This window comes from Hydrogenophaga sp. RWCD_12 (assembly GCF_046604225.1).
GTDB lineage: Bacteria > Pseudomonadota > Gammaproteobacteria > Burkholderiales > Burkholderiaceae_C > Hydrogenophaga.
Map to the genome: position 1 here is coordinate 251,487 of NZ_JBKIXC010000001.1, position 25,866 is coordinate 277,352.

Annotated in this window: 26 protein-coding genes; 20 read left to right on the forward strand and 6 right to left on the reverse strand. The window is 67.6% G+C overall.

Annotated features, from left to right (window positions below):
- On the reverse strand, positions 1 to 1,272 hold the full coding sequence (locus ACLIJ1_RS01235) for a CmpA/NrtA family ABC transporter substrate-binding protein (protein ID WP_411363657.1): 1,272 nt from the start codon (positions 1,270 to 1,272) through the stop codon (positions 1 to 3).
- 345 nt (positions 1,273 to 1,617) lie between these two features.
- Entirely contained in the window at positions 1,618 to 2,874 is a 1,257-nt protein-coding gene (locus ACLIJ1_RS01240) for a nitrate- and nitrite sensing domain-containing protein (protein WP_411363658.1), read from the reverse strand.
- A 187-nt stretch (positions 2,875 to 3,061) separates the two neighbouring features.
- Between ACLIJ1_RS01240 and ACLIJ1_RS01245 the strand changes: the two genes are divergently transcribed.
- Positions 3,062 to 4,504, forward strand: a complete 1,443-nt coding sequence (locus ACLIJ1_RS01245; RefSeq protein WP_411363659.1) for a hypothetical protein — start codon at positions 3,062 to 3,064, stop codon at positions 4,502 to 4,504.
- A gap of 23 nt (positions 4,505 to 4,527) precedes the next feature.
- Here the strand turns inward: ACLIJ1_RS01245 and ACLIJ1_RS01250 are convergent, their stop codons facing one another.
- Together ACLIJ1_RS01250 and cobA are read right to left on the reverse strand one after the other, a co-directional pair.
- The gene (locus ACLIJ1_RS01250) at positions 4,528 to 5,223 is read right to left on the reverse strand and encodes a substrate-binding domain-containing protein (RefSeq protein ID WP_411363660.1); all 696 of its coding nucleotides are present in this window, start codon (positions 5,221 to 5,223) and stop codon (positions 4,528 to 4,530) included.
- An 81-nt stretch (positions 5,224 to 5,304) separates the two neighbouring features.
- Positions 5,305 to 6,150, reverse strand: coding sequence for a uroporphyrinogen-III C-methyltransferase (cobA, locus tag ACLIJ1_RS01255; protein ID WP_411363661.1), 846 nt, complete (start codon positions 6,148 to 6,150; stop codon positions 5,305 to 5,307).
- Positions 6,151 to 6,390: 240 nt separating this feature from the next.
- On the opposite strand from cobA, the gene ACLIJ1_RS01260 reads away from it, so the two are divergent.
- The 11 genes from ACLIJ1_RS01260 (at position 6,391) to ACLIJ1_RS01310 (ending at position 15,845) form a co-directional block, all read left to right on the forward strand.
- Positions 6,391 to 8,118 carry a cytochrome D1 domain-containing protein gene (locus tag ACLIJ1_RS01260; RefSeq protein WP_411363662.1) on the forward strand — a complete coding sequence of 576 codons (1,728 nt, stop codon included), beginning with the start codon at positions 6,391 to 6,393 and terminating at the stop codon, positions 8,116 to 8,118.
- A 137-nt stretch (positions 8,119 to 8,255) separates the two neighbouring features.
- Positions 8,256 to 8,570, forward strand: coding sequence for a c-type cytochrome (locus ACLIJ1_RS01265; protein ID WP_411363663.1), 315 nt, complete (start codon positions 8,256 to 8,258; stop codon positions 8,568 to 8,570).
- A gap of 10 nt (positions 8,571 to 8,580) precedes the next feature.
- Positions 8,581 to 8,928 (forward strand): c-type cytochrome, encoded by a 348-nt coding sequence (locus ACLIJ1_RS01270; RefSeq protein ID WP_411363664.1) that lies wholly within the window; start codon positions 8,581 to 8,583, stop codon positions 8,926 to 8,928.
- A complete protein-coding gene (locus ACLIJ1_RS01275) occupies positions 8,925 to 10,130 on the forward strand; it encodes a cytochrome D1 domain-containing protein (protein WP_411363665.1) in 1,206 nt (401 codons plus the stop codon). Before ACLIJ1_RS01270 ends, ACLIJ1_RS01275 begins: the two co-directional genes overlap by 4 nt.
- Before the next feature lie 2 nt (positions 10,131 to 10,132).
- Positions 10,133 to 11,167, forward strand: a complete 1,035-nt coding sequence (locus ACLIJ1_RS01280; RefSeq protein WP_411363666.1) for an Lrp/AsnC family transcriptional regulator — start codon at positions 10,133 to 10,135, stop codon at positions 11,165 to 11,167.
- Positions 11,151 to 11,648: an Lrp/AsnC family transcriptional regulator gene (locus tag ACLIJ1_RS01285; RefSeq protein WP_411363667.1), complete on the forward strand. Its 498-nt coding sequence runs from the start codon at positions 11,151 to 11,153 to the stop codon at positions 11,646 to 11,648. Before ACLIJ1_RS01280 ends, ACLIJ1_RS01285 begins: the two co-directional genes overlap by 17 nt.
- Positions 11,638 to 12,120 (forward strand): AsnC family transcriptional regulator, encoded by a 483-nt coding sequence (locus ACLIJ1_RS01290; protein ID WP_411363668.1) that lies wholly within the window; start codon positions 11,638 to 11,640, stop codon positions 12,118 to 12,120. The genes ACLIJ1_RS01285 and ACLIJ1_RS01290 overlap by 11 nt, the downstream gene beginning before the upstream one ends.
- Before the next feature lie 6 nt (positions 12,121 to 12,126).
- Complete coding sequence (gene nirJ, locus ACLIJ1_RS01295) at positions 12,127 to 13,359, forward strand: heme d1 biosynthesis radical SAM protein NirJ (RefSeq protein WP_411363669.1); 1,233 nt, start codon at positions 12,127 to 12,129, stop codon at positions 13,357 to 13,359.
- A 73-nt stretch (positions 13,360 to 13,432) separates the two neighbouring features.
- The gene (locus tag ACLIJ1_RS01300; RefSeq protein ID WP_411364763.1) at positions 13,433 to 14,983 is read left to right on the forward strand and encodes a cytochrome D1 domain-containing protein; all 1,551 of its coding nucleotides are present in this window, start codon (positions 13,433 to 13,435) and stop codon (positions 14,981 to 14,983) included.
- Positions 14,983 to 15,555 carry a cytochrome c oxidase subunit 3 gene (locus ACLIJ1_RS01305; RefSeq protein WP_411363670.1) on the forward strand — a complete coding sequence of 191 codons (573 nt, stop codon included), beginning with the start codon at positions 14,983 to 14,985 and terminating at the stop codon, positions 15,553 to 15,555. The genes ACLIJ1_RS01300 and ACLIJ1_RS01305 overlap by 1 nt, the downstream gene beginning before the upstream one ends.
- Before the next feature lie 14 nt (positions 15,556 to 15,569).
- On the forward strand, positions 15,570 to 15,845 hold the full coding sequence (locus ACLIJ1_RS01310) for a cytochrome C oxidase subunit IV family protein (protein WP_411363671.1): 276 nt from the start codon (positions 15,570 to 15,572) through the stop codon (positions 15,843 to 15,845).
- On the opposite strand, the gene ACLIJ1_RS01315 is transcribed toward ACLIJ1_RS01310, so the two are convergent.
- Both ACLIJ1_RS01315 and ACLIJ1_RS01320 read right to left on the reverse strand, forming a co-directional pair.
- Complete coding sequence (locus ACLIJ1_RS01315; RefSeq protein ID WP_411363672.1) at positions 15,846 to 16,931, reverse strand: hypothetical protein; 1,086 nt, start codon at positions 16,929 to 16,931, stop codon at positions 15,846 to 15,848.
- Entirely contained in the window at positions 16,925 to 17,245 is a 321-nt protein-coding gene (locus tag ACLIJ1_RS01320) for a metal-sulfur cluster assembly factor (RefSeq protein WP_411363673.1), read from the reverse strand. Before ACLIJ1_RS01320 ends, ACLIJ1_RS01315 begins: the two co-directional genes overlap by 7 nt.
- 107 nt (positions 17,246 to 17,352) lie before the next feature.
- Here ACLIJ1_RS01320 and ACLIJ1_RS01325 point away from each other — a divergent pair, with 107 nt between their 5' ends.
- The 8 genes from ACLIJ1_RS01325 (at position 17,353) to ACLIJ1_RS01360 (ending at position 25,855) form a co-directional block, all read left to right on the forward strand.
- Positions 17,353 to 17,787, forward strand: coding sequence for a c-type cytochrome (locus ACLIJ1_RS01325; RefSeq protein WP_411363674.1), 435 nt, complete (start codon positions 17,353 to 17,355; stop codon positions 17,785 to 17,787).
- A 13-nt stretch (positions 17,788 to 17,800) separates the two neighbouring features.
- Positions 17,801 to 19,231, forward strand: a complete 1,431-nt coding sequence (locus tag ACLIJ1_RS01330; protein ID WP_411363675.1) for a cbb3-type cytochrome c oxidase subunit I — start codon at positions 17,801 to 17,803, stop codon at positions 19,229 to 19,231.
- Between the two features lie 19 nt (positions 19,232 to 19,250).
- Entirely contained in the window at positions 19,251 to 20,063 is an 813-nt protein-coding gene (locus ACLIJ1_RS01335) for a CbbQ/NirQ/NorQ/GpvN family protein (protein WP_411363676.1), read from the forward strand.
- Positions 20,064 to 20,115: 52 nt separating this feature from the next.
- Positions 20,116 to 21,069 carry a 4Fe-4S binding protein gene (locus ACLIJ1_RS01340; RefSeq protein WP_411363677.1) on the forward strand — a complete coding sequence of 318 codons (954 nt, stop codon included), beginning with the start codon at positions 20,116 to 20,118 and terminating at the stop codon, positions 21,067 to 21,069.
- Positions 21,069 to 22,901, forward strand: coding sequence for a nitric oxide reductase activation protein NorD (locus ACLIJ1_RS01345; RefSeq protein ID WP_411363678.1), 1,833 nt, complete (start codon positions 21,069 to 21,071; stop codon positions 22,899 to 22,901). The genes ACLIJ1_RS01340 and ACLIJ1_RS01345 overlap by 1 nt, the downstream gene beginning before the upstream one ends.
- Positions 22,902 to 22,972: 71 nt before the next feature.
- Positions 22,973 to 23,665 carry a Crp/Fnr family transcriptional regulator gene (locus ACLIJ1_RS01350; RefSeq protein WP_411363679.1) on the forward strand — a complete coding sequence of 231 codons (693 nt, stop codon included), beginning with the start codon at positions 22,973 to 22,975 and terminating at the stop codon, positions 23,663 to 23,665.
- A gap of 23 nt (positions 23,666 to 23,688) precedes the next feature.
- Complete coding sequence (gene tsaD / locus ACLIJ1_RS01355) at positions 23,689 to 24,771, forward strand: tRNA (adenosine(37)-N6)-threonylcarbamoyltransferase complex transferase subunit TsaD (protein ID WP_411363680.1); 1,083 nt, start codon at positions 23,689 to 23,691, stop codon at positions 24,769 to 24,771.
- A gap of 100 nt (positions 24,772 to 24,871) precedes the next feature.
- On the forward strand, positions 24,872 to 25,855 hold the full coding sequence (locus ACLIJ1_RS01360) for a hypothetical protein (protein ID WP_411363681.1): 984 nt from the start codon (positions 24,872 to 24,874) through the stop codon (positions 25,853 to 25,855).
- Positions 25,856 to 25,866 lie beyond the last annotated feature (11 nt).

Sequence of the window (25,866 nt, forward strand, 5' to 3'; positions counted from 1 at the left end):
TCAGGCCTTGACCTTGAACGAGTCGGCGTACTTCTTCGGGTCCTTGCCGTCCCAGACCACACCGTCCATCAGCTTGCTGCTGCGCATTTCGGACGGCGGCAGCGGCGTGCCCGAGGCGGTGGCGGCCTGCTTGTAGATGTCGATGCGGTTGACCGCCTTGGCCACGGCGAGGTAGTCCGGGTGGTCCTTGAGCAGGCCCCAGCGCTTGTGCTGCGTGAGGAACCACATGCCGTCCGACAGGTAGGGGAAGTTCACCGCGCCGCCGTCGAAGAACTTCATGAAGTTCGGGTCGTCCCAGGTCTTGCCCAGGCCGTTCTGGTAGCGGCCCAGGATGCGCTGGTTGATCGCGTCGACGCCGGTGTTGACGTACGACCGCGAGGCAATCGTCTCGGCCATCTTGTTCTTGTTGGACAGCCCGCTGTCGATCCACTTGCCGGCTTCCAGGATGGCTGCCGTCACGGCGCGCGCCGTGTTGGGGTACTTCTGGCAGAACTCGGCCGTGGTGCCCAGCACCTTCTCGGGGTGGTCTTTCCAGATGTCCTGCGTGGTGGTGGCGGTGATGCCGATGCCGTCGAGGATGGCGCGGTGGTTCCAGGGTTCGCCGACGCAGTAGCCGTCCATGTTGCCCACGCGCATGTTGGCCACCATCTGCGGTGGCGGCACGGTGATGACCTTGGCGTCCTGCATCGGGTTGATGCCGTTGGCCGCCATCCAGTAGTAGAGCCACATGGCGTGCGTGCCGGTGGGGAAAGTCTGGGCGAAGGTGTATTCGCGCTTCTCGGCGGCCATCAGCTTGGCCAGGCTGGCGCCGTCCACCGCGCCCTTGTCGGCCAGCTTCTTCGAGAGCGTGATGGCCTGGCCGTTGCGGTTGAGGTTCATCAGCACGGCCATGTCTTTCTTGGGGCCGCCGATGCCCATCTGCACGCCGTAGATCAGGCCGTACAGCACATGGGCGAAGTCCAGTTCGCCGTTGACCAGTTTGTCGCGCACGCCGGGCCAGCTCGCTTCCTTGCTGGGCACGATCTTCACGCCGTACTTCTTGTCGATGCCCAGTTCGGCCGCCATCACCACGCTGGCGCAATCCGTCAGCGGGATGAAGCCGATCTTGACCTCGGCCTTTTCGGGGGCGTCGGAGCCGGCCGCCCAGACGCCGCTGTGGCCCAGGGTCGAGAAGAAGGTCGCAGCGGCCGCGCCCTTCTTGATGAAGTCGCGGCGCGAGCTGTCAGCGGCGGGGGCGGCGGTCTCGGATGTCGTGGCGCGGTGGTCGGTCATGCTCAACTCCTTAGAAGAAAAAACTGAAAAAGCAAATCCGGAAAACAAAAACGGCGTCCATTTCGGGACCCCGTTGCGGGGGTCGAGAAATGGACGCCGTTGTCCTGTGTGTCTTGAAAGACGGTCGGGATGGTGTGCCGCCGTTGGCACGTCCCGTTGCGTCACCTGATGCAGGGACCGTGCCAGGCCGAGGGTTTGTACCCATACTGGCGGCAGTGCACGCGTAAGTGCTTGATTTGAAAGAGATGGCCTTGCCGGCCCGGGCGGCGATCGCTCCGGTGGCAGAGCATCAATCTGGTGCGCAGACCGGGCGGGGCACGCTATTTGTGCACCGCCCCAGAGCTGTCAGCGCTTGCCGGACGGCAGGATCTCGGCCATGGCCAGCACGGCCTGCGCCACGTCCACCAGGCGCCGGTTCTGGTTCATCGCCATCTGGCGCAGGGCGGCATGCGCTTCGTGTTCGCTGAACTGGCGGTGTGCCATCAGCAGTCCCTTGGCGCGTTCGACCAGCTTGCGCTCGTTCAGACTCGCGCGCACCGTGTCCAGCTCGTCGCCCATCTGCTGCAGCCGCTGGCCCTGTTCGTGCACGAGTTCCAGGATCGAGCGGTCGACCTGCGGCCCATAGCCCTGCACCGGGGGTGTCGGCGCCGCCTGGCTGTCGCCGAAGAAGTCGCTGCTGCCTGGCAGCGCCGGGCCGGCTTCTTCCCATTGACGCAGGCTCTCCAGTTCGTGCTGCGCTGCTTGCAGGCGATCGCGGCAAAGGGCCTCCAGCTCGGCGGCCAGCGCGTCTTCGACCGTCTTCATGGCGTCCATGTGCGCGGTGCAGGCGTCGAACCAGACCTGGCTCAGGGCGGTGTCCAGCGGGCCGCCCGGCAGGGAGGTCGCGAGGATGCGGCGCAGCCGCTCCAGCGAAGCCAGGGTGTCATGGCGCTGCACCGCCTTCCAGGCCTCGCGCAGCGGCTCGCTGGCGAAATCGGCGAACACTTGCAGGCAGCGTTCCTGCGAATCGATCAGGTGCAGCAGCCGCTGTTGCCCGTCTGGCCCCGCCGTGCCGGAGGCGAACAGCGCGGAGCCGGTGGCGCGCTCCTGGCCGGCGAACTCCTTGCCCTGCATGAAGTTGAAGAGGGCGACCAGGCGGCGCGAGATGCCGGGGTCGGAGGCGCTGTCGGCCGCCTCGAACACCACCGCCAGCAGGCCCTGGATCAGGCGGATGTAGCCGTCGGTGGCCCGCGCGGCGTTCCACTGGCGGGTCTGCACCCGCTGGCGCAGCACCGGCAGTGCGTCCAGGCCCTGCAACACATAGGCAATGCGGCCGAACAGGCGCGTGCCGTGGCCGGCGCGGGCAGAGTCTGTGTCCAGCGAGTCGAAGGCGGCCCGCACCTCGGCCTGCAGCGCGTCGCAATGCGTAGTCTGTGCCAGGCGTTCATCGGCCCAGCGCTGGCCCTGCGAGGCCAGATAGAGGTTGGACAGTCCACGCTCGCGCTGCAGCGCGTGAATCAGGCGACCGGTGGCGTTGACCAGGGCACTGGTCAGCGCGAGCTGTTCCAGCCCGGCGATTTCTCCGCGCTTGGCGGCGATGAGGAAGCTGAAGGCCGATTTCATCGGTGTGTCGGGAATGGCATGAAAAACACTTGGCAATAAGCGTGCCATCGTGCACGAACCGTGCGGCCGGTCGGGCGCAGCACGCCGCCTGTCAGCCTCAAAGGCTCTTGCGGCTCACCACCCCCGCCGCATCGGGTCCAATCCACTCTTTGCACACGATTTGGACATGGTGTCCGGGGGATTGAACATGGGTTGGATGTCACGGCGTTGTGCCTGGGTAGCGGTGGTTTCGGCGGTCTGGCTGGCCGGATGTGGTGGTGGCGCGCAGACCACCGACGCACAGACCAAGTCGCTGCAGACCGTGGCGGTGACACCCAAGGTGGCCGACGCCGAACGCGTGGCGGTTTTCCGGTTTTACAACACCGGCGCCGGCGTGCACTTCTACACCTCCAGCGTGGACGAGCGCGAGCAGGTCTACCGCACCGCGACCTACATGGAGCCGGAAGGCGAAGCGTTTTTTGCCGCCAGCGTGCCCTCGGCCGGCGTGAGCCCGGTGTACCGCTTCTTCAATTCCCAGACCGGCGTCCACTTCTACACCATCAGCGAAGAAGAAAAGAACACGGTGCAGGCCAGCCTGCCCCAGTACCGCTACGAGGGCATCGCCTACTACGCCAGCCTGACACCGGCTGCCGGCTTCACCCCGCTGTACCGCTTCTACCTGAAGGGCAAGGGTGTGCACTTCTACACGGCGAGCGCCGAAGAGAGCCAGTCGGTGCAAGCCAATCTGGGTGCGACCCACCAGTACGAAGGCATCGGCTACTACGTGATGACCGCCGCCTGCGGCTCGCCGCCCTGCGGTGTGGTCGGTCCGAACCGCCCTCGCGTGTTTATTCCGCTGACCGGAAACAACGACCTGGCCACCAACGCGGCATTTGATGCGCAGTGGAGCTATGTGCGCCAGAACGCGCATGGCATCTGGGGCAACAACGCAGGCATCACCGATCCCGAGAGCGCCAGCCTGATTCGCAAGCTGAACACCCGCAAGCTGATCACCGAATACCCGGTGCCGTCGCCAGGCAGTGCGTGGCTGCCCCTGGAGGCGTTCACCAACATCCAGCGCCTGTACCCCGACATCCTGCTCAACCCCGAGGCGATCGCGTTCTACACCAACCAGCCCAGCCAGTGGAACGGCCGCACCATCGCGCAGGCGGAAGCGATCTACACCGACTCCTCGGCGCCGGCCACCCAGCGCTACCACGACGTCTACACCGGCTGGCAGCCGCAGAACTTCGACGCGGGCAGCAGCTTGTACCTGTACGCCAACCCGGCCGCGATCCTGGCCTTCCGCAGCAGCGAAGGCACCTTTGTCGAATGCCCGGTGAACCTGTGCGCCAGCGGACCGTTCGGTGACATGTTCCGCCGCGCGATCCGCGAGACGCATGTGCGCGGCCGGCCGTTCATCTGGTTCACCAGCAACACCAGCATGTCCTCGGGCTGGCTCACCGCGTTCCAGGAAACCTACAACGCGATCGCGGCCGAGGGCCTGTGGCGGTCCGACGACGTGGTCGTGATCGTCAACTACGGCGGCCGGTACCCCAAGGTTCCCGAATCGGTGGGCAGCGCCGCGGCCGACACGGCGATGGGTCTGGCCTACTGGGCCATCAAGCAGCGGGTCGCCGCAACGCCCTGAGTGCAGCGGCGGAACGTGGAGGCTCAGACACCTTCCATGCCGTGGCGGCGCTTGAGGTCGGCGGTGTCCGGGCTGGCGAGGAACTGCAGGAAAGCCTGCACGGCTTCGGGCTGCGCGCTCACGCTGGCGCACGCGGCCGAGAAGGTGGTGACGATCTGAACCGCCTCGGGCAGGCCGCCGATCACTTCGATGTCCGCCACGCCCATCATCTCGCTCAACTGCTGGAAGCCCAGCGCGACCTCACCCTTGGCGACCAGCGAACCAACCGACACGCCCGGCGGCGGGGTGACGATGCGCGGGGCGATCTGTTCGGCGATGCCCCAGCGTTCAAAGAGCTTGGCCAGCTGAACGCCGCTGGGTCCGGTCGAATAGCCCAGGGTCGGCGCGGCGAGCACGGCAACCTGGAGGGCGGCTTCTGTCGAGATGTCGGGGCGCGGCGTGCCGGCCGGAATCGCGACGGCGACGGCCGAACGCACCATGTCGACCCGGGTTGCTTCCTGCACATGACCGTTGGCGGCGAGCTTTTCGATCGCGTCCGAAGCCAAGGCCACGATGTCGAAGGCTTCGCCGGCCTGCACGCGCTTGGCGGCGTCGACGCCGCCGACCGAGGTCACGGTCACCGCGACCTCCCGATGTTGCTTCGCGTACTCGGCCACCAGATCGGCCAGCAGGGCCTTGGTGGCCATCGAAGAGATCAGGGTCAGGGGTGTGGTCGGCATGGCGTGGGCGGGCGTGGGTGGAGCCTGCCAGCGTAGCAAACCGGGCGCCGTCTGGCCCCGGGTCGGGCGTTCTTTCTGTTATCAGGCCGCGGCATGGAACGCCGCGGGCGCGTCGGCCCCGACCGCCGGCGCAGCCTGCACCAGCTGGGCCCGCACCGACACCACTCCGCCGATCATGATCAGCGCAGGTGGGCGCACCTGGTGACGCAGCGCCAGCGCGGGCAGCTCGGCCACCGTGCCGGTGATGCAGCGTTCGTCGGGCAGCGTGGCTTTTTCGACCAGCGCGGCCGGCGTGTGCCCGGGCAGGCCGTGGGCCTGCAGCTGGCGACAGATCTCGGGCAGGTTGTTCACGCCCATGTAGAGCACCACGGTCTGGCGCGCGCGGGCCAGCATCGCCCAGTCCATGTCCAGTCCCTGGCCGTCGCGCAAGTGGCCGGTCGCCAGGACCAGTGAGCAGGCGTGGTCGCGGTGGGTCAGCGGGATGCCGACCGAGGCGGCAGCACCCTGCGCCGCTGTCAGACCGGGCACCACGGTGAACGGGATGCCCTCGGCGGCCAGTGCCTGCGCTTCCTCGCCGCCGCGACCGAAGATGTAGCCGTCGCCGCCCTTGAGCCGCAACAGCGAGCGGCCGCTGCGGGCCAGCCGCACCATGAGTTCGATGATCGAGGCCTGCGGCAGGGTGTGGCGCGAGGACTCCTTGCCGACGTAGATGCGCTCGGCGTCGGGGCTCAGATGGTCCAGTACCGCCGGGCTGACCAGGTGGTCGTACAGCACCAGCCGCGCCGCCTGCAGTGCCTTCACCGCCTTGACCGTCAGCAGTTCGGGGTCTCCGGGACCGGCACCGACCAGGGTGACCGTGCCCGGGGGGACCAGGGCGCCATCGGCGGGGACAGGCCGGGCGGGGGTGAGCAGGTTGACCAGGTTCATGCAGTGCTCCGTCGTCATGGGGCGGCGGCCCGGCAGGTACGCCGGGCCGTCTGTGTGGTTGGTGCCCATTGTTGGGAAGCCACGAAGGGCCGTCCTTGAACCAGTTCAAGGACAGGCTGCGCCGCTGTGCCGACCATGGTTCCCGTGCGCACGGCCATGGACAGCCGCCGGGCGGACGGGCCACGGGTCCTCCCAGGGACGGCCACTTCAAACGCTGATCCACGACGGAGAGAGAACACCATGAAATCCCGCACCACGATTCGCCTGACGATGCTGGCGATGGCGGCCCTGGTTGGCGCTGGCGCGTTTGCGCAGACGGCGGCCGACAAGAAGGTCAGCCCGGCCGAGGCCAACTACCAGGCTGGCGGATCGCCCCTGGCCACCGAGCCGATGTACCAGGCGACCAATCCCAAGGCGCCGCCGATGACGCAGGCCGAGTTCGACACCGCCCGCAAGATCTATTTCGAACGCTGCGCGGGCTGCCACGGCGTGCTGCGCAAGGGCGCGACCGGCAAGCCGCTGACCCCGGACATCACCGTGGGCAAGGGCACCGACTACCTCAAGGTGTTCATCGCCTACGGCTCGCCGGCCGGCATGCCCAACTGGCAGACCAGCGGCGAACTCAATGAAAAAGAAGTGGACCTGATGGCCCGCTACATCCAGCACGACGCTCCCACGCCGCCGGAATACAGCCTGGAAGACATGAAGAAGACGTGGAAGGTCATCGTTCCGCCGGAGAAGCGTCCGACGAAGAAGATGAACAACTACAACATCGCCAACATCTTCTCGACCACGCTGCGCGACACCGGTGAAGTGGCGCTGATCGACGGTGACACGAAGCAGATCATCAACATCGTCAAGACCGGCTACGCGGTGCACATCTCGCGCACCTCGGCGTCGGGCCGCTACCTGTTCGTGATCGGCCGCGACGCCAAGGTCAACATGATCGACCTGTGGATGGAAAAGCCCGACAACGTGGCCGAGATCCGCACCGGTCTGGAAGCCCGCTCGGTGGAAACCAGCAAGTACAAGGGCTTTGAAGACAAGTACGCGATCGCCGGCACCTACTGGCCGCCGCAGTTCGTGATCATGAACGGCGACACGCTGGAGCCGCTGAAGATCGTGGCGACCCGCGGTGTGACCGTCGACAAGCAGGAATACCACCCCGAGCCGCGCGTCGCCTCGATCGTGGCCAACCACTTCAAGCCCGAGTTCGTGGTCAACGTGAAAGAAACCGGCAAGACCCTGCTGGTCGACTACTCGAACATCGACGCGCTGAAGATTACCGAGATCGGTACCGCGCGCTTCCTGCACGACGGCGGCCTGGACTCCTCGCACCGCTATTTCATGGTGGCCGCCAACAACAGCAACAAGATTGCCGCGGTGGACCTCAAGGAAGGCAAGCTGGCCAAGCTGATCGACGTGGGCAAGATCCCCCACCCGGGCCGCGGCGCCAACTTCGTGCACCCGCAGTTCGGCCCCGTGTGGTCCACCGGCCACCTGGGCGACGAGACCATCTCCCTGATCGGTACCGATCCCAAGCGTCACCCGAAGGAAGCCTGGAAGGTCGTGCAGACCCTCAAGGGCCAGGGTGGCGGCGCGCTCTTCATCAAGAGCCACCCGAAGTCCACCCACCTGTACTCGGACACGCCGCTCAACCCCGATCCGAAGCTCTCGCAATCGGTGGCCGTCTACGACATCAAGCACCTGGACAAGGGCTACACCGTGCTGCCGATCGCCGAATGGGCCGACCTCAAGGACGACGGTGCCAAGCGCGTGGTGCAGCCCGAGTTCAACAAAGCCGGTGACGAAGTCTGGTTCTCGGTCTGGAGTGCCAAGAACAAGCAGAGCGCGCTGGTCGTCGTCGACGACAAGACGCTCAAGCTCAAGGCCGTGATCAAGGACCCGCGCCTGATCACGCCGACGGGGCACTTCAACGTGAACAACACCCAGCACGATGTGTATTGATCTCCCCCCTGCGCCGCTTCGCGGCTTCCCCCCGTAGGGGGGACGGCCCTGGTGGCCCAGCGAAGCCGGTTCCACGGGGCCCTTGGGTTGAGTTCACTTCGTCTTCGTTGTGTTCCTTCTTTCTTCTGGAGAAATTCATGAAAGCTGTTTTTTCTGCTGTGTCACTCGCTGCTTTTGCGCTGTCTTCCGGCGCGGCGTTCGCGGATGCGGACGCGGTGCTGAACAAGGCCGGGTGCATGGCCTGCCATGCCAAGGACAAGAAGGTAGTCGGTCCGGCGTTCAAGGACATCGCCGCCAAGTACAAGGGCAAGGACGCCTCTGCGCAGCTGTTCGACAAGGTGCGCAAGGGCGGCTCGGGCGTGTACGGACCGGTGCCCATGTCGCCCAATGGTCCCGACAAGATCAGCGATCCTGATCTCAAGGAAGCCATTGAGGCCATCCTGAAGTCTTGATCCGGTGGACATGCCTGTGCGCACCGCTGTTCTTCTGCCGTTGCTGCTCGGGCCTTTGCTGGCTCTGGCGCAGGCGCCCGCTGCACCGGATACCGCCCGCTCGCGCGAGCTGGTGCGCATGGTGCGGCAGGACTGCGGCTCGTGCCACGGCATGCGCCTGACCGGCGGCCTCGGCCCCGCGCTCACCCGCGAGGCCTTGGCCGAATTCCCTCTCGACAGCCTGGCCGCCGTGATCTTTCACGGCCGGCCGGGCACCCCCATGCCGCCCTGGAAGGCGATGCTCAGCGAGCTCGAAGCACGCTGGATCGCGCAACGCCTCCAGCAGGGCTTTCCTGAAGAAGTGGTGAAAGCACCATGAAGCGCCGTGAATGGCTGGCCGCTGCGGCCACCCTGTCTTCTGTCGCCGCCCTTGGCGGCCTCACCGGTTGTGCCGCGCCCACGCTGCGCGGCACCGGCGACCTGGGGGTGGTCATTGGCCGCGCCAACGGCACGCTCTATCTGGTCGACACGTCCAGCCGCAGCCTGATCGGCGAGGTGCCCGGGCTGGGCGATCTCTCGCACGCCTCGGTCGTGTTCTCGCGCGACGGGCGTTTCGCCTATGTGTTCGCCCGCGATGGCGGCCTGACGATGGTCGACCTGCTGACCCAGCGCATCACCCGTCGCGTGATGCAGGCTGGCAACTCGATCGGTGGTGCCATCAGCGACGACGGCACGCTGGTCGCGGCGCAGAACTACACGCCCGGTGGCGTGAAGGTGTTCGACGCGCGCACGCTTGAAATCGTGGCCGACATCCCGGCTCTGTACGACCCGTTGGGCACGCCCGGCAAGCTCTCCCGCGTGGTGGGCCTGGTCGACCTGCCGGGCCGCCGTTTCGCCTACAGCCTGTTCGACGCCGACGCGATCTGGGTCACCGACTGCTCGGACCCGAAAAAGCCTCTCACACAGAAATTCAACGGCATCGGTCGACAGCCCTACGACGCGCTGGTGACCCCCGATGGCCGCCACTACATTGCCGGCCTGTTCGGTGAGGACGGTCTGGCGATGCTCGACCTCTGGGCCGACAACCCTGGCGTGCGCCGCATCCTCGGAGGCTACGGCAAGGGCCAGGAGCCGCTGCCGGTCTACAAGATGCCGCACCTGCGCGGCTGGGCCGTGGCCGGGCGCCGTGCCTACCTGCCCGCCATCGGCCGCCACGAGGTGCTGGTGGTAGATACCGACAACTGGCAGGAAGTGGGCCGCATCCCGGTCGCCGGTCAGCCGGTGTTCGTGATGGCGCGGCCCGATGGCCGCCAGGTCTGGGTCAACTTCGCGGTGCCCGATTACCACCGCGTGCAGGTCATCGACACCCAGCGCCAGCAGATCGTGCAGACCATCGAGCCGGGCAAGGCCGTGCTGCACATGGAATTCACGCCACGCGGTGACGCCGTGTGGATCAGCAGCCGGGACGACGACCGGGTGAGCGTGTTCGACACCGCAGGCTTTCGCCGCCTGGCGCAGCTTGAGGTGCCCGCGCCCAGCGGCATCTTCTTCACGTCGCGCGCAGCGCGCATGGGGTTCTGAACATGAATGCCCCGACGGATGCACGCTTTCGTGTGCTTAACGAATGGCAGCACGGGTTTCCACTGTGCGCCGATGCCTTCGGTGTGCTCGCCCGGGAAGCCGGTCTGGACCGGGCGACGGTGCTCGACACCCTGCGCATGGCGCAGGAAGACGGCCGCCTCAGCCGCATCGGTGGCGTGTTCGCCCACGGGTCGGGAGGCGACGCGGTGCTGGCTGCCATGGCTGTGCCCGCGCACCGCATCGATGCGGTGGCCGACACGGTCTCGGCCCACCCGGGCGTCAACCACAACTACCTGCGCGAACACCACCACAACCTCTGGTTCGTGATGACCGGTGCCAACCGCCAGGCGGTGGAAGCCGGCGTCGCGGGCCTGGAGTGTGCGACTGGTCTGCCGGCATTGCAGCTGCGCATGCTGCGGCCCTACCGCATCGACCTGGGCTTTGACCTGCGCGGCGAGACGGCGCAGGCTCCCATGCGCCGGTCCTTGCCGGTGCCGACCGCACCGCTGCCGACCGATCTCTGGCCGCTGGCGCGGCTGGTCGAGAACGGACTCCCGCTGGTCGATGAGCCCTTCGCCCCATGGGCCGCCGCACTCGGCCGTGGCCAGATCTGGGTGCTGGAGCGCATCGGCGACTGGCTGGACCAAGGCCGGCTCAAGCGCTTCGGTGTCGTGGTGCGGCACCACGAGCTGGGCTTCGATGCCAACGCCATGACCGTGTTCGACGTGCCCAACGACCAGGTCGATGCCTGCGGACAGGCATTGGCCGAGCAGACGGGCGTGACCCTGGCCTACCGGCGTTCGCGTGCCGAGGGGTGGCCCTTCAACCTCTACGCGATGGTGCACGGCACGCACCGCGACGCGGTGACCGCCGTGATCGATCGTGTGACGCACGTGGCCGGCCTGTCCCGCTATCCGCGTGAGGTGCTGTTTTCCACCCGCCGCTTCAAGCAGACCGGCGCGCGCCGGTTCCGGGGCTGGGCGTCGGCCCCCGCCGTTGCTCCCTTGCCGGAGGTGCGCCATGCCCTCGCCCGATGACCTGCGCCTGATCGACCGCCTGCACGGAGGCTTCCCGCTCTCCGACCGGCCGTTTGCCGACGTGGCCGCTGGCCTGGGCTGCAGTGAGGACATGCTGATCGACCGCCTGCAGCGCCTGCTGGCGCACGGCGACCTCACGCGCTTCGGCCCGCTGTTCCAGATTGAGCGCGCCGGCGGCCGCTTCGTGCTGGCCGCGATGGCCGTGCCCGAGGACCGTTTTGACAACGTGGCGGCGCAGTTGGGCGCGCTCAAGGAGATCGCCCACAACTACCGCCGCGAATCTGCCCACCCCGACCAGCCCGGCGCGACCACGCTGAACATGTGGTTCGTGATCGCGGTCGAAGCGGCCGGGCAGATCGACCGCGTGATCGGAGACATCGAGGTGATGACCGGTCTGCCGGTGTTTGCTTTTCCCAAGGAGCGCGAGTTCTTCGTCGAGCTGCGCCTGCCGCTTCTGCCTGGAGCCCACCATGGCGCTTGACGAGATGGACCGCCGCATCGTCCACGCCACACAGTCGGGCCTGCCGCTGGTGCAACGACCCTACGAGGCCGTTGGCGCTGCGCTGGGCATCAGCGGCGGGCAGGTGCGCGAGCGCCTGCAGGCCATGCTCGAAGAGGGGCTGATCCGCCGCATCGGCGCCGTGCCCAACCACTACCGCCTGGGCTTTACCGCCAATGGCATGAGCGTCTGGGACGTGGCCGACGAACGTGTCGACGAACTCGGCGAGCAGATCGGGAAGCTGCCCTTCGTGAGTCACTGCTACCGCCGCCCGAGAAGACAACCGGTCTGGCCCTACAACCTGTTCGCCATGCTGCACGGTCGCTCGCGCGACGAGGTCGAGCAGCAGGCGCAGGAAGTCGCAGCCCTGCTGGGCGAGGTCTGCCGCGCCCACGACATCCTCTATTCGACCGCGATCCTCAAGAAAACCGGTCTGCGCATTTCCGAAAGCTGAAACACCATGTTCCGCATCAGCCAGTACCTGCGCGAACTCGCGCAAGCCGAACAGACCGGGCAATGGCCCGCCGCCAGTCGCCGCAGTTCGGGCGCACCTTCCGGTCCCGTCGTGATCTGGAACCTGATCCGCCGTTGCAATTTGACCTGCAAACACTGCTACGCCCTCTCGGCCGACCACGACTACGCGGGCGAGCTGAACTGGCGCGAAGTGGTCACGGTGATGGACGACCTCAAGGCCTTCCGCGTGCCTGTGCTGATTCTCTCGGGCGGCGAACCGCTGATGCGGCCCGACATTTTCGATATCGCCCAGCGCGCCAAGCTGATGGGCTTCTACACCGGCCTGTCGACCAACGGCACGCTGATCGACGCGCCCATGGCAGACCGCATCGCGGCCCAGGGCTTCGACTACGTGGGCATCAGCCTGGACGGGCTGCGCGAGACACACGACAAGTTCCGCCGGCTCGAAGGCGCCTTTGACCGCAGCCTGGCGGCCGTGCACCTGCTGCGCGAACGCGGCGTCAAGGTCGGCCTGCGCTACACCATGACCGCGGTGAACGCGCACGACTTTCCGCCGCTGCTGGACCTCATGCGCCGCGAGCGGGTCAACAAGTTCTATTTCTCACACCTGAACTACGCCGGCCGCGGCAACATCCACCGCGGCAAGGACGCGCAGTTCCAGTCCACCCGCGAGGCGCTGGACCGGCTCTACGACCGCGCCTGGCAGGCCGCCCGCGAAGGTCTGGACGAGGAATACGTGACCGGCAACAACGACGCCGACGGCCCCTACCTGCTCCAGTGGGTGGCGCGCCGCTTCCCGCAGTGGGAAGCCACTCTGCGCGAGCGCCTGGTCGCCTGGGGCGGCAACGCCAGTGGCGTCAACGTCGCCAACATCGACAACCTGGGTGAGGTGCACCCCGACACCATGTGGTGGCACCACAACCTGGGCAATGTGTGCGAGCGGCCGTTTTCGCAGATCTGGATGGACACGAGCGACCCGCTGATGGCCGGCCTGAAGGCGAGCCCGCGCCCGGTCGAAGGCCGCTGCGCCCGGTGCCAGCATTTCGCCATCTGCGGCGGCAACACGCGCACCCGCGCACAGCAGCTGACCGGCAACGCCTGGGCCGAAGACCCGGGCTGTTACCTGACCGACGAAGAGATTGGCCTGTCGCCTGCACAGGCCGCCGCGTCCCCCCGCAGGACGACCATCCTGCTCAAGGAGGAGGCCGCCAATGCGTGACGCTCTCCGCCAACGCTGGGTCGACCTGCTGGCCGACCTGGCGCGCACGGCCCTGGTCGCCGGCCTGTGCTGGATGGGCGTGGACATGGCCAGCGCGCAGAACGCGCCCGCGCCAACGACCCCGGTCAATGCCGCCGCGCTCTACCAGCAACACTGCGCCGCCTGCCACGGTGAACAGCGCACCGGCCTCATGGGACCGGCCCTGCTGCCCGAAAGCCTGGAGCGCCTGCGACCGGCCGAAACGCTGCAGGTGATCACCAAAGGCCGACCCGCCACGCAGATGCCGGCCTTCGCCGACCAGCTCAGCGCCGCCGACATCGCGGCGCTGGCCGCGCACATCCGCACGCCGGTGGTGCCCGCGCCGCGCTGGAACGACAGCGACATTCGCACCTCGCGCAGCTTCAACGCCGCGCCCGCCGGTGAGCCTGCCACACCGCTGTGGACCGCCGACCCGATGAACCTGTTCGTGGTTGTCGAAGGCGGCGACCACCACGTCAGCCTGGTCGACGGCGACAAGTTCGAGGTGATCACCCGGTTCGCCAGCCGCTTCGCGCTGCACGGCGGGCCGAAGTTCTCGCCCGACGGCCGCTACGTCTACTTCGGCTCGCGCGATGGCTGGATCACCAAGTACGACCTCTGGCGCCTGCGCGTGGTGGCCGAGGTGCGCGCCGGCCTGAACATGCGCAACGTCGCGGTCAGCGGCGATGGCCAGTGGGTCATGGCCGCCAACTACCTGCCGCACACGCTGGCCCTGTTCGACGCCGACCTGAACCTCAAGCAGAGCTACAGCGCCGCCACGTTGGACGGCAAGCAGACCTCGCGCGTCTCGGCCGTCTACGACGCCACGCCGCGCCACAGCTTCGTGGTCGCGCTCAAGGACATTCCCGAACTCTGGGAAATCTCCTACGACCCACAGGCCGCGCCGATCTACGACGGTTATGTGCACGACTACAAGATGGGCGAGGGCATCGCCAAGCCGGGCTTCCTCGGAGTGCGTCGCACGCCGCTGGACGAACCGCTGGACGACTTCTTCTTCGACCAGAGCTACCGCCACGCGCTCGGCGCCACCCGACCGAAGTCGGGCGACGGCGCCGCCACGGCGCAGGTCGTCAACCTAGACGCCCGCCGCAAGATCGCCGACCTGCCGATCGCCGGCATGCCGCACCTGGGCTCGGGCATCACCTTCGCATGGAACGGGAGCACCGTTCTGGCCTCCCCCAACCTCAAGGGCGGTGCGATCGACGTGATCGACATGAAGACCTGGAAACCGGTGGCGACCATTCCCACCCCCGGCCCCGGCTTCTTCATGCGCAGCCACGAGAACACGCCCTACGCCTGGACCGATTCGATGATGAGCCCGACCGCCAAGGACACCATGACCATCATCGACAAGGCCACGCTCAAGCCGGTTGCGACGGTCATGGAACCCGGCAAGACCCTGGCCCACATCGAGTTCACCAAGGACGGCAAGTACGCGCTGGCCAGCGTCTGGGAGATGGATGGCGCCCTGATCGTCTACGACGCAGCGACCTTCAAGGAGATCAAGCGCCTGCCCATGAGCAAGCCGGTCGGCAAGTACAACGTGTGGAACAAGATCAACAGGTCCGAGGGAACGTCCCACTGATGGCGGTCGCTCATGAGGAGCCGCGCCTGGCCGGCGACGGTGTGGTCTGGTTGCTGGTGCTGGCCGAGCTGCTGACCTTTGGCCTGCTGTTCGCTTCATTCGCGGTCGCGCGCTGGCGCGAGCCCGCCCAGTTCGCGCAGGGGCAGTCGGCGCTGAGCCTGCACACCGGTGCGCTCAACACGCTGCTGCTGATCGCAGCCAGCTGGGCGGCGGTGCGGGCGGTGAAGGCGTTTGCATCGGACCGGGGCGATGTCGGCGCGCACTGGCTGCTGGCCGCGCTGGCCGGTGCGCTCGGTTTTCTGGTTGTCAAGTCGCACGAGTTCACGGGAAAGATCGCCGCCGGCTTCGACTGGGCCACCAACTCGTTCACGCTGCTCTACACCTTGCTCACGGGGTTTCACTTCCTGCACGTGGTGGTGGGCGCCATCGTGTTCACCTTGCTCTGGCGCAAGGCACGGGCCGGCGCCTACGGGCGGGCGAACCACATGGCGCCGGCCTCCGGTGCGGTGTTCTGGCACATGGTCGACCTGCTGTGGATGGTGCTGTTTCCGCTGGTCTATGTGATCCGCTGAGGAAAGGAACCAGCATGCGCTTCACCCGCACCGACACCGTCTTCACGCTGCTTGCACTCGCCACGCTGGCGGGCTGGTGGCTGGGGGAGGGTGCGGCGGTCAGAGGTCAGCGCCTGGGCGGCGTCACCACCTTGGCGGTGTTGGCGCTCGCCGCCTTCAAGGGGGTGTTGATCGCGCTGGACTACATGGAGCTGCGCAGCGCGCCCGCGCTGTGGCGGCGACTGGTGCTTGGCTGGCTGGCGGTGATGCTGGGGCTGATCGCGCTGTTCAGCCTGCTGTCGCGCGGCTGATCAGCGCCCGCGCCGCACCGCGCGGACCATCACCGCGCCGAACAGCACGAAGGCCAGCGCATGGCCGGCGCCCGCCAGCATCAGCCCGGTGGGCCATGCCGTCACCGCCGACGCGACCCGCAGCGCCAGGCTCGCTCCCAGCAGCGACAGCGGCAGCAGCGCCCAGCGGGTGGGCTCGGGCCGCCAGCCGGCCAGGGTGGGCAGCATGATGGGCGCGTGGCCGAACACCATGGCCATGACGAAGCCCAGCCAGAGCGCGTGCCAGGCGACGGTCTGGCCCAGCAGGCCCAGCACGGCGGCCATCGCCAGCCAGACGTAGCCCACCAGTAGGCAGATGGCAGTGTGACCGGCCCAGCCATTGGCGCGCCACTGCCGCGTGGCCACGTCCCACCGCAGCAGCCAGGCGGCCAGCAGTGCCATGGTGATCCACCAGAGCATGCCTGCGAGATCGGGCCTCAGCAGGGCCATCAGCACGGCCGCGACCGCTCCGGCCCACCCGCCCAGGAATGCTTTCGAAGCCCAGCCCGGCAGCTTCACCAGCCGCGTGAGCTCGCGCCGTTCGCCGGCAATGGTGAGCACCAGGAACGCACTCCAGCCGATGCGCGCGGCCTCGGGCTGGCCCAGGGTGAACGCGGCGTTGGCGACCAGCAGTGCCAGCGCGCCCGAGGCCTCGACCGCCAGCGGCAGCGACACGGCACGGTGTGATCCGGCCCAGGCATATAGCCAGACCAGCCCAGCGGCGGAGGTGACCCACAGCACACCCGCGGCGGTCCATTGGCCCACGCCCCAGCCGAGCCAGCCACCCAGCGCGGCCAGCACCGGCACCCACAGGCCGTGCCGCAGGGCGACCACGCGTTCGAGCGCGATCAGCGCGCCGAAGAAGCCGGCCATCATCACCGCGCCATGGCCGCCGATGGCCTGTGCGCCCGTCGGGCCGAGGTTCGTGGCAGGCAGGGTGCCCAGCCGCACCAGGCCGCCGACGACGGCGCTCAGCAGATTGGCGATGGCCATGAGGGCGGCCGCACCGATGGCCCAGCGGGGCAGGGGCGGCGGATCGGCCGCGCGTGGCCGGGCGGTCGTCACCATCCGAAGCGCTCGCGCAGGGCCGGGGCCAGCTGTTCGGGCGACCACGTGGTGTCCCAGTCCATGTGAACGTCCACCTCGGTGCCGGGCGGACAGACTCGCTGCACGGCGGTGAGGGCGTCGTCCACCACCACGTCGGCCATGGGGCAGGTGGCGCTGGTCGGGATCAGGCTGACGCGCACGCTGTCGCCTTCGACCAGCAGCTCGCCGACGACGCCCAGGTCCACCAGGTTCTCGCCCATCTCGGGGTCGTCCACGCTGGCCAGGGCGGCCATCACGGCCGCGTGCAGATCGGTGTCGGGTGTCTTGGTTTCCATGGGGCCTCACTGTGATCGGGCCTTCGGACCCCATCCTTGAACCAGTTCAAGGACAGTACCCGAGCAAAAAAGGAGGATTCGTCCATCAATCAGTGATGGAGGGCTTCATGAGCCAAACGCAAAGCGGGTTCACCAAACAGACCGCCCGCAACATGTTCTACGGTGGCAGCGTGTTTTTCGTGCTGCTCTTCGCGGCCATCGTGTTCGACAGCGAACGGCGAATACCCGAGCGCTCGAACGCGCAGGCCATCACACCCGCCGTGGTCGCCGGCAAGAAGATCTGGGAGACGCGCAACTGCATCGGCTGCCACACGCTGCTGGGCGAGGGTGCGTACTTCGCCCCCGAGCTGGGCAACGTCTACCAGCGCCGCGGTGGCGACTTCATCAAGGCCTGGATCAAGGCGCAGCCGACCGGCGCGCCGCACCGCCGCCAGATGCCGCAGTTCAACCTGAGCGACCAGCAGCTGGATGACCTGGTCGAGTTCCTCAAGTGGACCAACGGCGTGAACACCGAAAAGTGGCCACCGAACATCGAAGGCTGAGAGGAGAAACACCATGCACATTCCTACCCTCAAGTACCAGAGCCAGTCGGTCTCCAAGCTGTATTTCATCGCCGCCATGGCGCTCTTTGCCGGGCAGATCCTGTTCGGCATCGGCCTGGGCCTGCAATACGTGATCGGGGACCTGTTCTTCCCCTACATCCCCTTCAACGTGGCCCGCATGGTCCACACCAACCTGCTGATCGTCTGGCTGCTGTTCGGCTTCATGGGCGCGGCCTACTACATGGTCCCCGAGGAAGCAGAGACTGAGCTGCATTCGCCACTGCTGGCAAAGGTCCTGTTCTGGGTCTTCCTGGTGGCGGGTGCCCTGACCATCGTCGGGTACCTGACGGTGCCCTACGCCAAGCTCGCCGAACTCACCGGCAACGCGCTGCTGGAGACCATGGGGCGCGAGTTCCTGGAGCAGCCGCTGCCGACCAAGGTGGGCATCGTGATCGTCGCGCTGGGCTTCCTGTTCAACATCAGTATGACGGTGCTCAAGGGCCGCAAGACCGCGATCTCCATGGTGCTGCTGATGGGGCTGTGGGGTCTGGCGTTGATGTTCCTGTTCAGCTTCGTCAACCCGAACAACCTGGTGCGCGACAAGATGTACTGGTGGTTCGTCGTCCACCTCTGGGTGGAGGGCACCTGGGAGCTGATCCTGGGCGCGCTGCTGGCCTATGTGCTGGTCAAGACCACCGGTGTGGACCGTGAAGTGATCGACAAGTGGCTGTACGTGATCATCGCCTTCGCGCTGATGTCCGGCATCCTGGGTACGGGCCACCACTTCTACTTCATCGGCCTGCCCGGCTACTGGCACTGGATCGGCTCGATCTTCTCGGCCATGGAACCGATCCCCTTCTTCATGATGACGGTCTTCGCCTTCAACATGGTGCAGCGCCGCCGCCGCGAACACCCGAACCAGGCCGCCGTGTTGTGGGCCGTGGGCACCTCGGTGCTGGGCTTCCTGGGTGCCGGTCTCTGGGGCTTCATCCACACGCTCAGCGCCGTCAACTACTACACCCACGGTACGCAGATCACCGCGGCCCATGGCCACCTGGCGTTCTACGGCGCCTATGTGCTGGTGGTCATCACGCTGATCAGCTATGCCATGCCCACGCTGCGCGGCCGCATCGCCAACAGCGCCAAGGCACAGAACGTGGAAATGTGGAGCTTCTGGATCATGACCATCGGCATGGCTGTCATGGTGCTGGCCCTGACCGGCGCCGGCATCCTGCAGGTCTGGCTGCAGCGCATGCCCACGACCGGTGCGATGGGCTTCATGGCCACGCAGGACCAGCTGAACTTCTTCTACTGGACCCGCATCGCCGGCGGCGTGATCTTCCTGATCGGCCAGTTCACCTACTTCTCCAGCTTCTTCATCGGCGGGGAGCCGGTGCGGGAAGGCAGCGTCAGCAACGGTCTGGTCGGCGTCCGCGCCGCCTGAGCCTCAAGGGTGAACCACCATGGACCACAGTGAACTGCAGCACCTGATGGCGGCGCCGTTCTACGCCGAACAGGCGGGCGAGATTGCGCTGTTCGAGCACGCACACCGCCAGCGCCTGCCGGTGCTGATCAAGGGACCGACCGGCTGCGGCAAGACGCGGTTCGTGGAACACATGGCGGCTCGGCTGGGCCGGCCGCTCATCACCGTGAGCTGCCACGACGACCTGAGCGCGGCCGACCTGGTCGGCCGCCACCTGATCGGCGCCGACGGCACGGTCTGGCACGACGGGCCGCTGGCCCGCGCGGTGCGCAGCGGCGCGATCTGCTACCTCGACGAGGTGGTCGAGGCCCGCAAGGACACGACGGTCGTGTTGCATCCGCTGGCCGACGACCGCCGCGTGCTGCCGATCGAACGCACCGGTGAACAGCTGGTCGCACCGCCGGGTTTCATGCTGGTCATCAGCTACAACCCCGGCTACCAGAACCTGCTCAAGAGCCTCAAGCCGAGCACGCGCCAGCGCTTCGTGGCGCTGACCTTAGGCTACCCGGCACCGGAGGTCGAGCGCCGCATCGTGAGCACCGAGGCCGGCGTCGACCCGTCGCTGGCCGGACGGCTGGTGAAGCTGGCCGAGGCGCTGCGGCGCCTGACCGACCACGACCTGGAAGAAACCGTGAGCACGCGCTTGCTGGTGATGGCGGCGCGGCTGGTGGCCAGCGGCCTGCCGCTGCACCTTGCCTGCCGCTCGGCCATTGTCGATGCGCTGACCGACGACCACGAGACCGCCGCCGCCCTCGACGAGGTCGTGCAGGCGATGCTCGGATCGGTCATCTGAATTGTTTTGCAGCGGCGGCGCTGCGCCTCTCCTCCTCTGTTTGCCACACACCATGCAGCGCCGCCGCCTCTTCTTCCAGTTGGGCTTCTTTGCCCTGTTCCTGCTCGCCCCTGCGTTGAACCTGCTGCGCTTCGATCTGAACGAGGCACAGCTGTGGTTCCTGGGCCAGCGCTGGTCGCTGGGCATCGACGCCTTCCGCGCCGGTGACATCACGGCCAACCAGGCCGCGATCCAGATCTTCGCGCGCGCCTTCCTGCCGGGCATCGCACTGATCGTGGCCTTCCTCGCGGTGGCCTGGCGCTACGGGCGCCTGTACTGCGGCTGGCTGTGCCCGCACTTCACCCTGGTCGAGACGCTCAACACCGCGCTGCACCGCGCCTGCGGCAAGCTCAGCGTGTGGGACCAACACCGGACGCCGCGCGCGGGCGTGAAGCCTTCGGTGCGCTGGTGGCCGGTGTTCTTTGTGTTGTGCGTGGTGTTCGGTTTTCTCTGGGCGATCACGCTGCTGAGCTACCTGCTGCCGCCCGCTGAGGTCTGGGGGAACCTGCTGACCGGCCAGTCCACGCCCAACCAGGCGCGTTTCCTCATCGCCGGCAGCACCGTCTTCACGCTGGAGTTCGCGTTCGCCCGCCACCTGTTCTGCCGCTTCGGCTGCGCGGTCGGCTTCTTCCAGAGCCTGGTCTGGATGGCCAACCCCAAGGGCATGGTGGTGGCCTTTGACCGCGACCAGGCGCGCGATTGCCGCTCCTGCAGCACTGCCACCTATCCGCAGGGCTCAGCCTGCGACAACGGCTGTCCGATGCGGCTGCATCCGCGCAACATCAAACGCATGATGTTTTCCTGCGTGCAGTGCGGGCAGTGCCTCGACTCGTGTGAGGAGACGCAGGCATCGAAGGCCCGCGAGCCGCTGCTGGAGTGGAAGGTCGGTGCCGATGCGGTGCGCGAAACGCTGCGACAACGCAAGGCAGACCGTGAAACGGCCGTCCTGTTCGAAAGGAAGATCTGATGGAAGAGTGGGTCGGCAAGCAGTGGGACCGCTTCATCCGCCGCGTGGCGCACCGCCAGCACGATGAGGCCGCCGTGTCGCTGTCGCAGGTGCAGCGCAGCATCGGCCTGATGTTCCGCGCGGCCGGTGGTGCGGCGGCGGTGCGGGTGGGCGAGGCCGGTGAGACCCGCGTCGGTGGCGCGCGCGACTGGCTGCAACGCGTCGCTGGCACCGGCACCCACGCGGCCACCGCGCGGCTCGAACCCGAGGTGCTGTCGCTGCCGCCGCGCATCGCGGTGCATGTCGATGCGGCCCTCAACCGCGCGCTCTACCTCTGGCTGGCCGTCCAGGCTGCGCACATCGAACCGACCGGTGACTGGATCGCCGACAACCGGCGCGCCAGCCTGCGCGCACTCGAACAGTTTCCCGGCCTGCGCGATCGCCACGAACGGCTGCTGGCGGCCGAACGCGCGCTGCGGCCTGATCCGTCGCACCTGCGGGGTCCTGCTGCCGAGGCCGAGCGGCTGGTGCAGCAGGCGCTGGCAGGGCAAGGCGCCGACGGAACCGGCAGTGTGCAGCCCGAAGCGGTGGCGCCGGTCTGGATGTGGCTGGACACTTCGGCGGCCTCCTTGTCGCCGGTGGCCCGCAACCAGGACCCGGCCGCGACCGATGCGCAGCGGTCGCCCACCACCCAGAACGCGCGCCGCCGCAAGGCCCAGGCGGTGATCGACGAGCGCGACAAGGCGCCGCTGATGATGTTCTTCCGCGCCGAGTCCATCCTGTCCTGGGGCGAGTTCGTCAAGGTCAACCGTGCCAGCGACGATGACGACGACGGCAACGCGCTGGCGGCGGCCAATGACATGGACGTGCTGGCCATCGCGCCCGAAGGGCAGACCACGGCCTCGCGTGTGAAGTTCGATCTCGACCTGCCCAGCGCCGCGGCCGACGACCGGCCGCTGGGCCCAGGCATCCGCCTGCCCGAGTGGGACTGGCGGCGCGGCGCGCTGATCCCTGACCATTGCACGTTGCAAACCCTGGAGAGCGCGGCGCCGCCGACTTTCGCTCCCGCACCGTCGCTGCGAGTGACCGCCCGCCGCGTGCGCCGGCGCATGGAAGTGCTGCGCGGTGGGCTGGGGCGGCTGCATGCCCAGCCCGACGGCGAAGAGATCGATCTCGACGCCTGGATCCGGCACCACGTCGAAGCGGCCGCTGCGCCCCGCAGCGACGCGCCCGCGGTGTTCACGCGCCGGGTACGCAGCGAGCGCAGCCTGGCGACGCTGCTCCTGGCCGATCTCTCCCTGTCGACCGACGCCTACGCGACGCAGACCGCGAGGGTGATCGACGTGATCCGCGACGCGCTCTACGTGTTCGGCGAGGCGCTGTCGGCCAGCGGCGACCCGTTCGAGGTGCTTGGCTTTTCCTCGGTGCGGCGGCAGAACGTGCGCATCCACCAGCTCAAAGGCTTCGGCGAAGCCTGGGGCACGCGCACCCGCGACCGTGTCGGCGCCATCAAGCCCGGTTACTACACGCGCATGGGCTCGGCGATTCGCCACGCCACGGCGCGGCTCGAACAGCGCCCCGAGCGCCAGCGCCTGCTGCTGCTGCTGACCGACGGCAAGCCCAACGATCTCGATGTGTACGAGGGCCGCTACGGCCTCGAAGACACGCGCCACGCGGTGCAGGCCGCGCGCGCCGCCGGGCTGCTGCCGTTCTGCATCACCATCGACGAAACCGCGCACGACTACCTGCCCATGCTGTTCGGTCAGCAAGGCTATGCCCTGGTCCACCGGCCGCAGGACCTCGTCAACAAACTCTCGGCAGTGCACCAGCGCTTCATGGCCCGTGCGGCCTGAGGGCTGCACCTAGGACGGCCGCCGGTTCGCGGCTACAGTTGGCAGCCCTGCCGAACCGCCTGCTCATGCCCATGGATCTGTCCCGCTTCGACCTGCCGCGCTACCTCTCGATGCTGCCGCTGTTCCAGGAGATGCGGGCGGAAGAGTTGCAGCGGCTGGCGCAAGGCAGCCGCCTGCGGCAGTTCGCGCGCGGCGAGGATGTGTTCCGCACCGGTGAGCCCTGCGAGGAGTTCCATGTCACGGTGTCGGGGCAGGTCAAGCTGTTTGCGATCTCTCCGGCCGGGCAGGAAAAAATCATCGAGCTGGTTGGACCCGGGAGCACGTTCGCCGAGGCGCTCATGTTCATGGAGCGCCCTTACATCATCAATGCGCAGGCGCTGACCGACACGCTGATGCTCAGCGTCTCGCGTGAGGCCGTGCTGCGCGAAATCCACAACGACCCGCAGTTCTCCATGCGCATGCTCGCCGGCCTCTCACGCCGGCTGCACGGGCTGGTGAATGACGTGCAGGCCTATTCGCTGCACAGCGGCGTCGAACGCGTGATCGGCTACCTGGTGCGCGACCTGCCCGAAGACGGCGGCGAAACCGCCGCCAGCGTGCTGCTGCCCGTCAGCAAGGCCTCGATCGCCTCGCGCCTGTCGATGACGCCCGAGTACTTCTCCAAGGTGCTGCGCGAGCTGGAAGACAAGGGGCTGATCGAGGTCGACAAGCGCGAGATCCGGATTCCAGATCCGCAACGGCTTACCCGTTACCCCCTGCGCTGAGCCGCCCCGTACACTCGCGGCCCATGCTGATCCTCGGATTCGAATCCTCCTGCGACGAGACCGGTGTGGCGCTGGTCGATGCCAGCGGCACGGCCACGCCGCGCCTGCTCGGCCACGCGCTGCACAGCCAGATTGAAATGCACCAGGCCTATGGTGGTGTGGTGCCCGAGCTGGCCAGCCGTGACCACATCCGGCGCGTGCTGCCGCTGACCGACGCCGTCATGGCACAGGCCGGTGTGCCGCTCTCGGCGGTGGACGTGATCGCGCACACCCGCGGGCCTGGCCTGGCAGGGGCGCTGCTGGTGGGTTCGGGTGTGGCCTGCGCGCTGGGCATGGCGCTGGGCAAGCCGGTGATCGGCGTGCACCACCTCGAAGGGCATCTGCTCTCGCCGTTCCTGAGCGCCGATCCGCCGGAATTTCCATTCGTGGCGTTACTGGTCTCGGGCGGTCACACGCAGCTGATGCGTGTCGACGGGGTGGGGCGCTACGAGCTGCTGGGTGAAACCATTGACGATGCCGCGGGCGAGGCCTTCGACAAGTCGGCCAAGCTGCTGGGCCTGGGCTATCCCGGCGGTCCTGCATTGTCGAAGCTGGCGCAGCAGGGCGACCCGGCCGCGTACAAGTTGCCGCGCCCGCTGTTGCACAGCGGCGATCTCGATTTTTCCTTCGCCGGCCTCAAGACGGCCGTGCTGACCCAGGTCAAGCGGCTGGCGAAGGCGCATCCGGACGGCCCGGCCACCATGCACCTAGCCGATCCATTGACCCTGCAACAGAAGGCCGACGTGGCAGCCAGCGTGCAGGCGGCGATCGTCGATGTGCTGGTGAAAAAATCTCTCGCCGCGATCGCGGACACGGGGTTGAAGCGCCTGGTGGTGGCCGGCGGTGTCGGCGCCAATGCGCGCCTGCGCGAACAGCTCAACGCCGCCTGCGCGCAGCGGCAACTGCGCGTGCACTACCCCGAGCTGCACCTGTGCACCGACAACGGCGCCATGATCGCGCTGGCTGCCGGGCTGCGGGTGCAAGCCGGACTGGTCGACCTCGCGGCGGCCGGCGGCGACTACCACTTCGACGTGAAGCCGCGCTGGCCCCTGGCCGAACTCGCCTAAACCACAGCGGCCCTGTGACGGGTGCTTGCAGAGCTTGCCGGGTGTTGCAAGGGCAGGGCGCGCCCGCTGAACAGAATGGTTGCAGGAGGGCCTGGCGACCATGAAACATCTGCGCGGCATCGACGATCTTGAGACGGCCGACATCGCGGCGGTCTTTGACACCATCTGGCGCTACCGCGCGGGCCGGGCCTTTCCCAGGACGCTGGAGGGCAAGCAGGTCTGCCTGGCGTTCTTCCAGCCCAGCACGCGCACCCGGGTCGGGTTCCAGCGCGCCGTGGGTCTGCTCGGCGGCACCGTGACCGGGTTTTCCGGGCTGGGCGAGACGCGCGCGGTGCCGCCCTATGGCGAAAGTATGTCCGACAGCCTGCAGGTGCTCGCGCAGATGGCCGACGCGCTGGTGTTGCGCAGCCCGGTCGAACTTGGCGACATCGACGATGTGGAGTGGCTGGACGTGCCCTTGGTCAACGCTGGTGACGGTCACCACGAACATCCCGTGCAGGCGCTGACCGACGCCTGGTGCATTGCCTCGCGCCGTCCCGAGTGGGCCGACCTGACGCTGGGCCTGGTCGGAGACATCGGCGCGCGGGTGGTGCGCAGCCTGCTCAAGCTGTGTGTGCGGCTCGGCTTGCGCCGCTGCCTGGCATACGCTCCCGACGTCGAGGCCCTGCCGCCCGACGTGGCCGAGCTGCTGCGGGTTCGTGGCGTGCGTTTTGATTTCGTCGATCGCCTGGAAGACCTGGTGGCGCACAGCGATGCGATCGAAGTGTTGCCCTACCGCATGCCCGATCGCGAGCGCGGTCCCGCACCGCCAGATCCGGCGCGCACGGTGACGAAGGCACTGGTGCGGCGCTGCAACCCGCAACTGCTGGTGCTGCATCCGGGGCCGCGATCCTGGGAGTTGCACCCGGACACCGACGAACTGCCCCACAGCCTGTTTTACGAGCAGGTGCGGGCCGGTTGCGGCGCCAAGATGGCAGCATTGATGTGCTTGTTGGCACCCGCTGCGTTGGCGGTGCGGGAAAAATCGGGTTCCGGGGTGCGCAAGAGCCGGCAAGTACACTCCGCAACCCTGTCGCGCGTGTGACACATCACGCA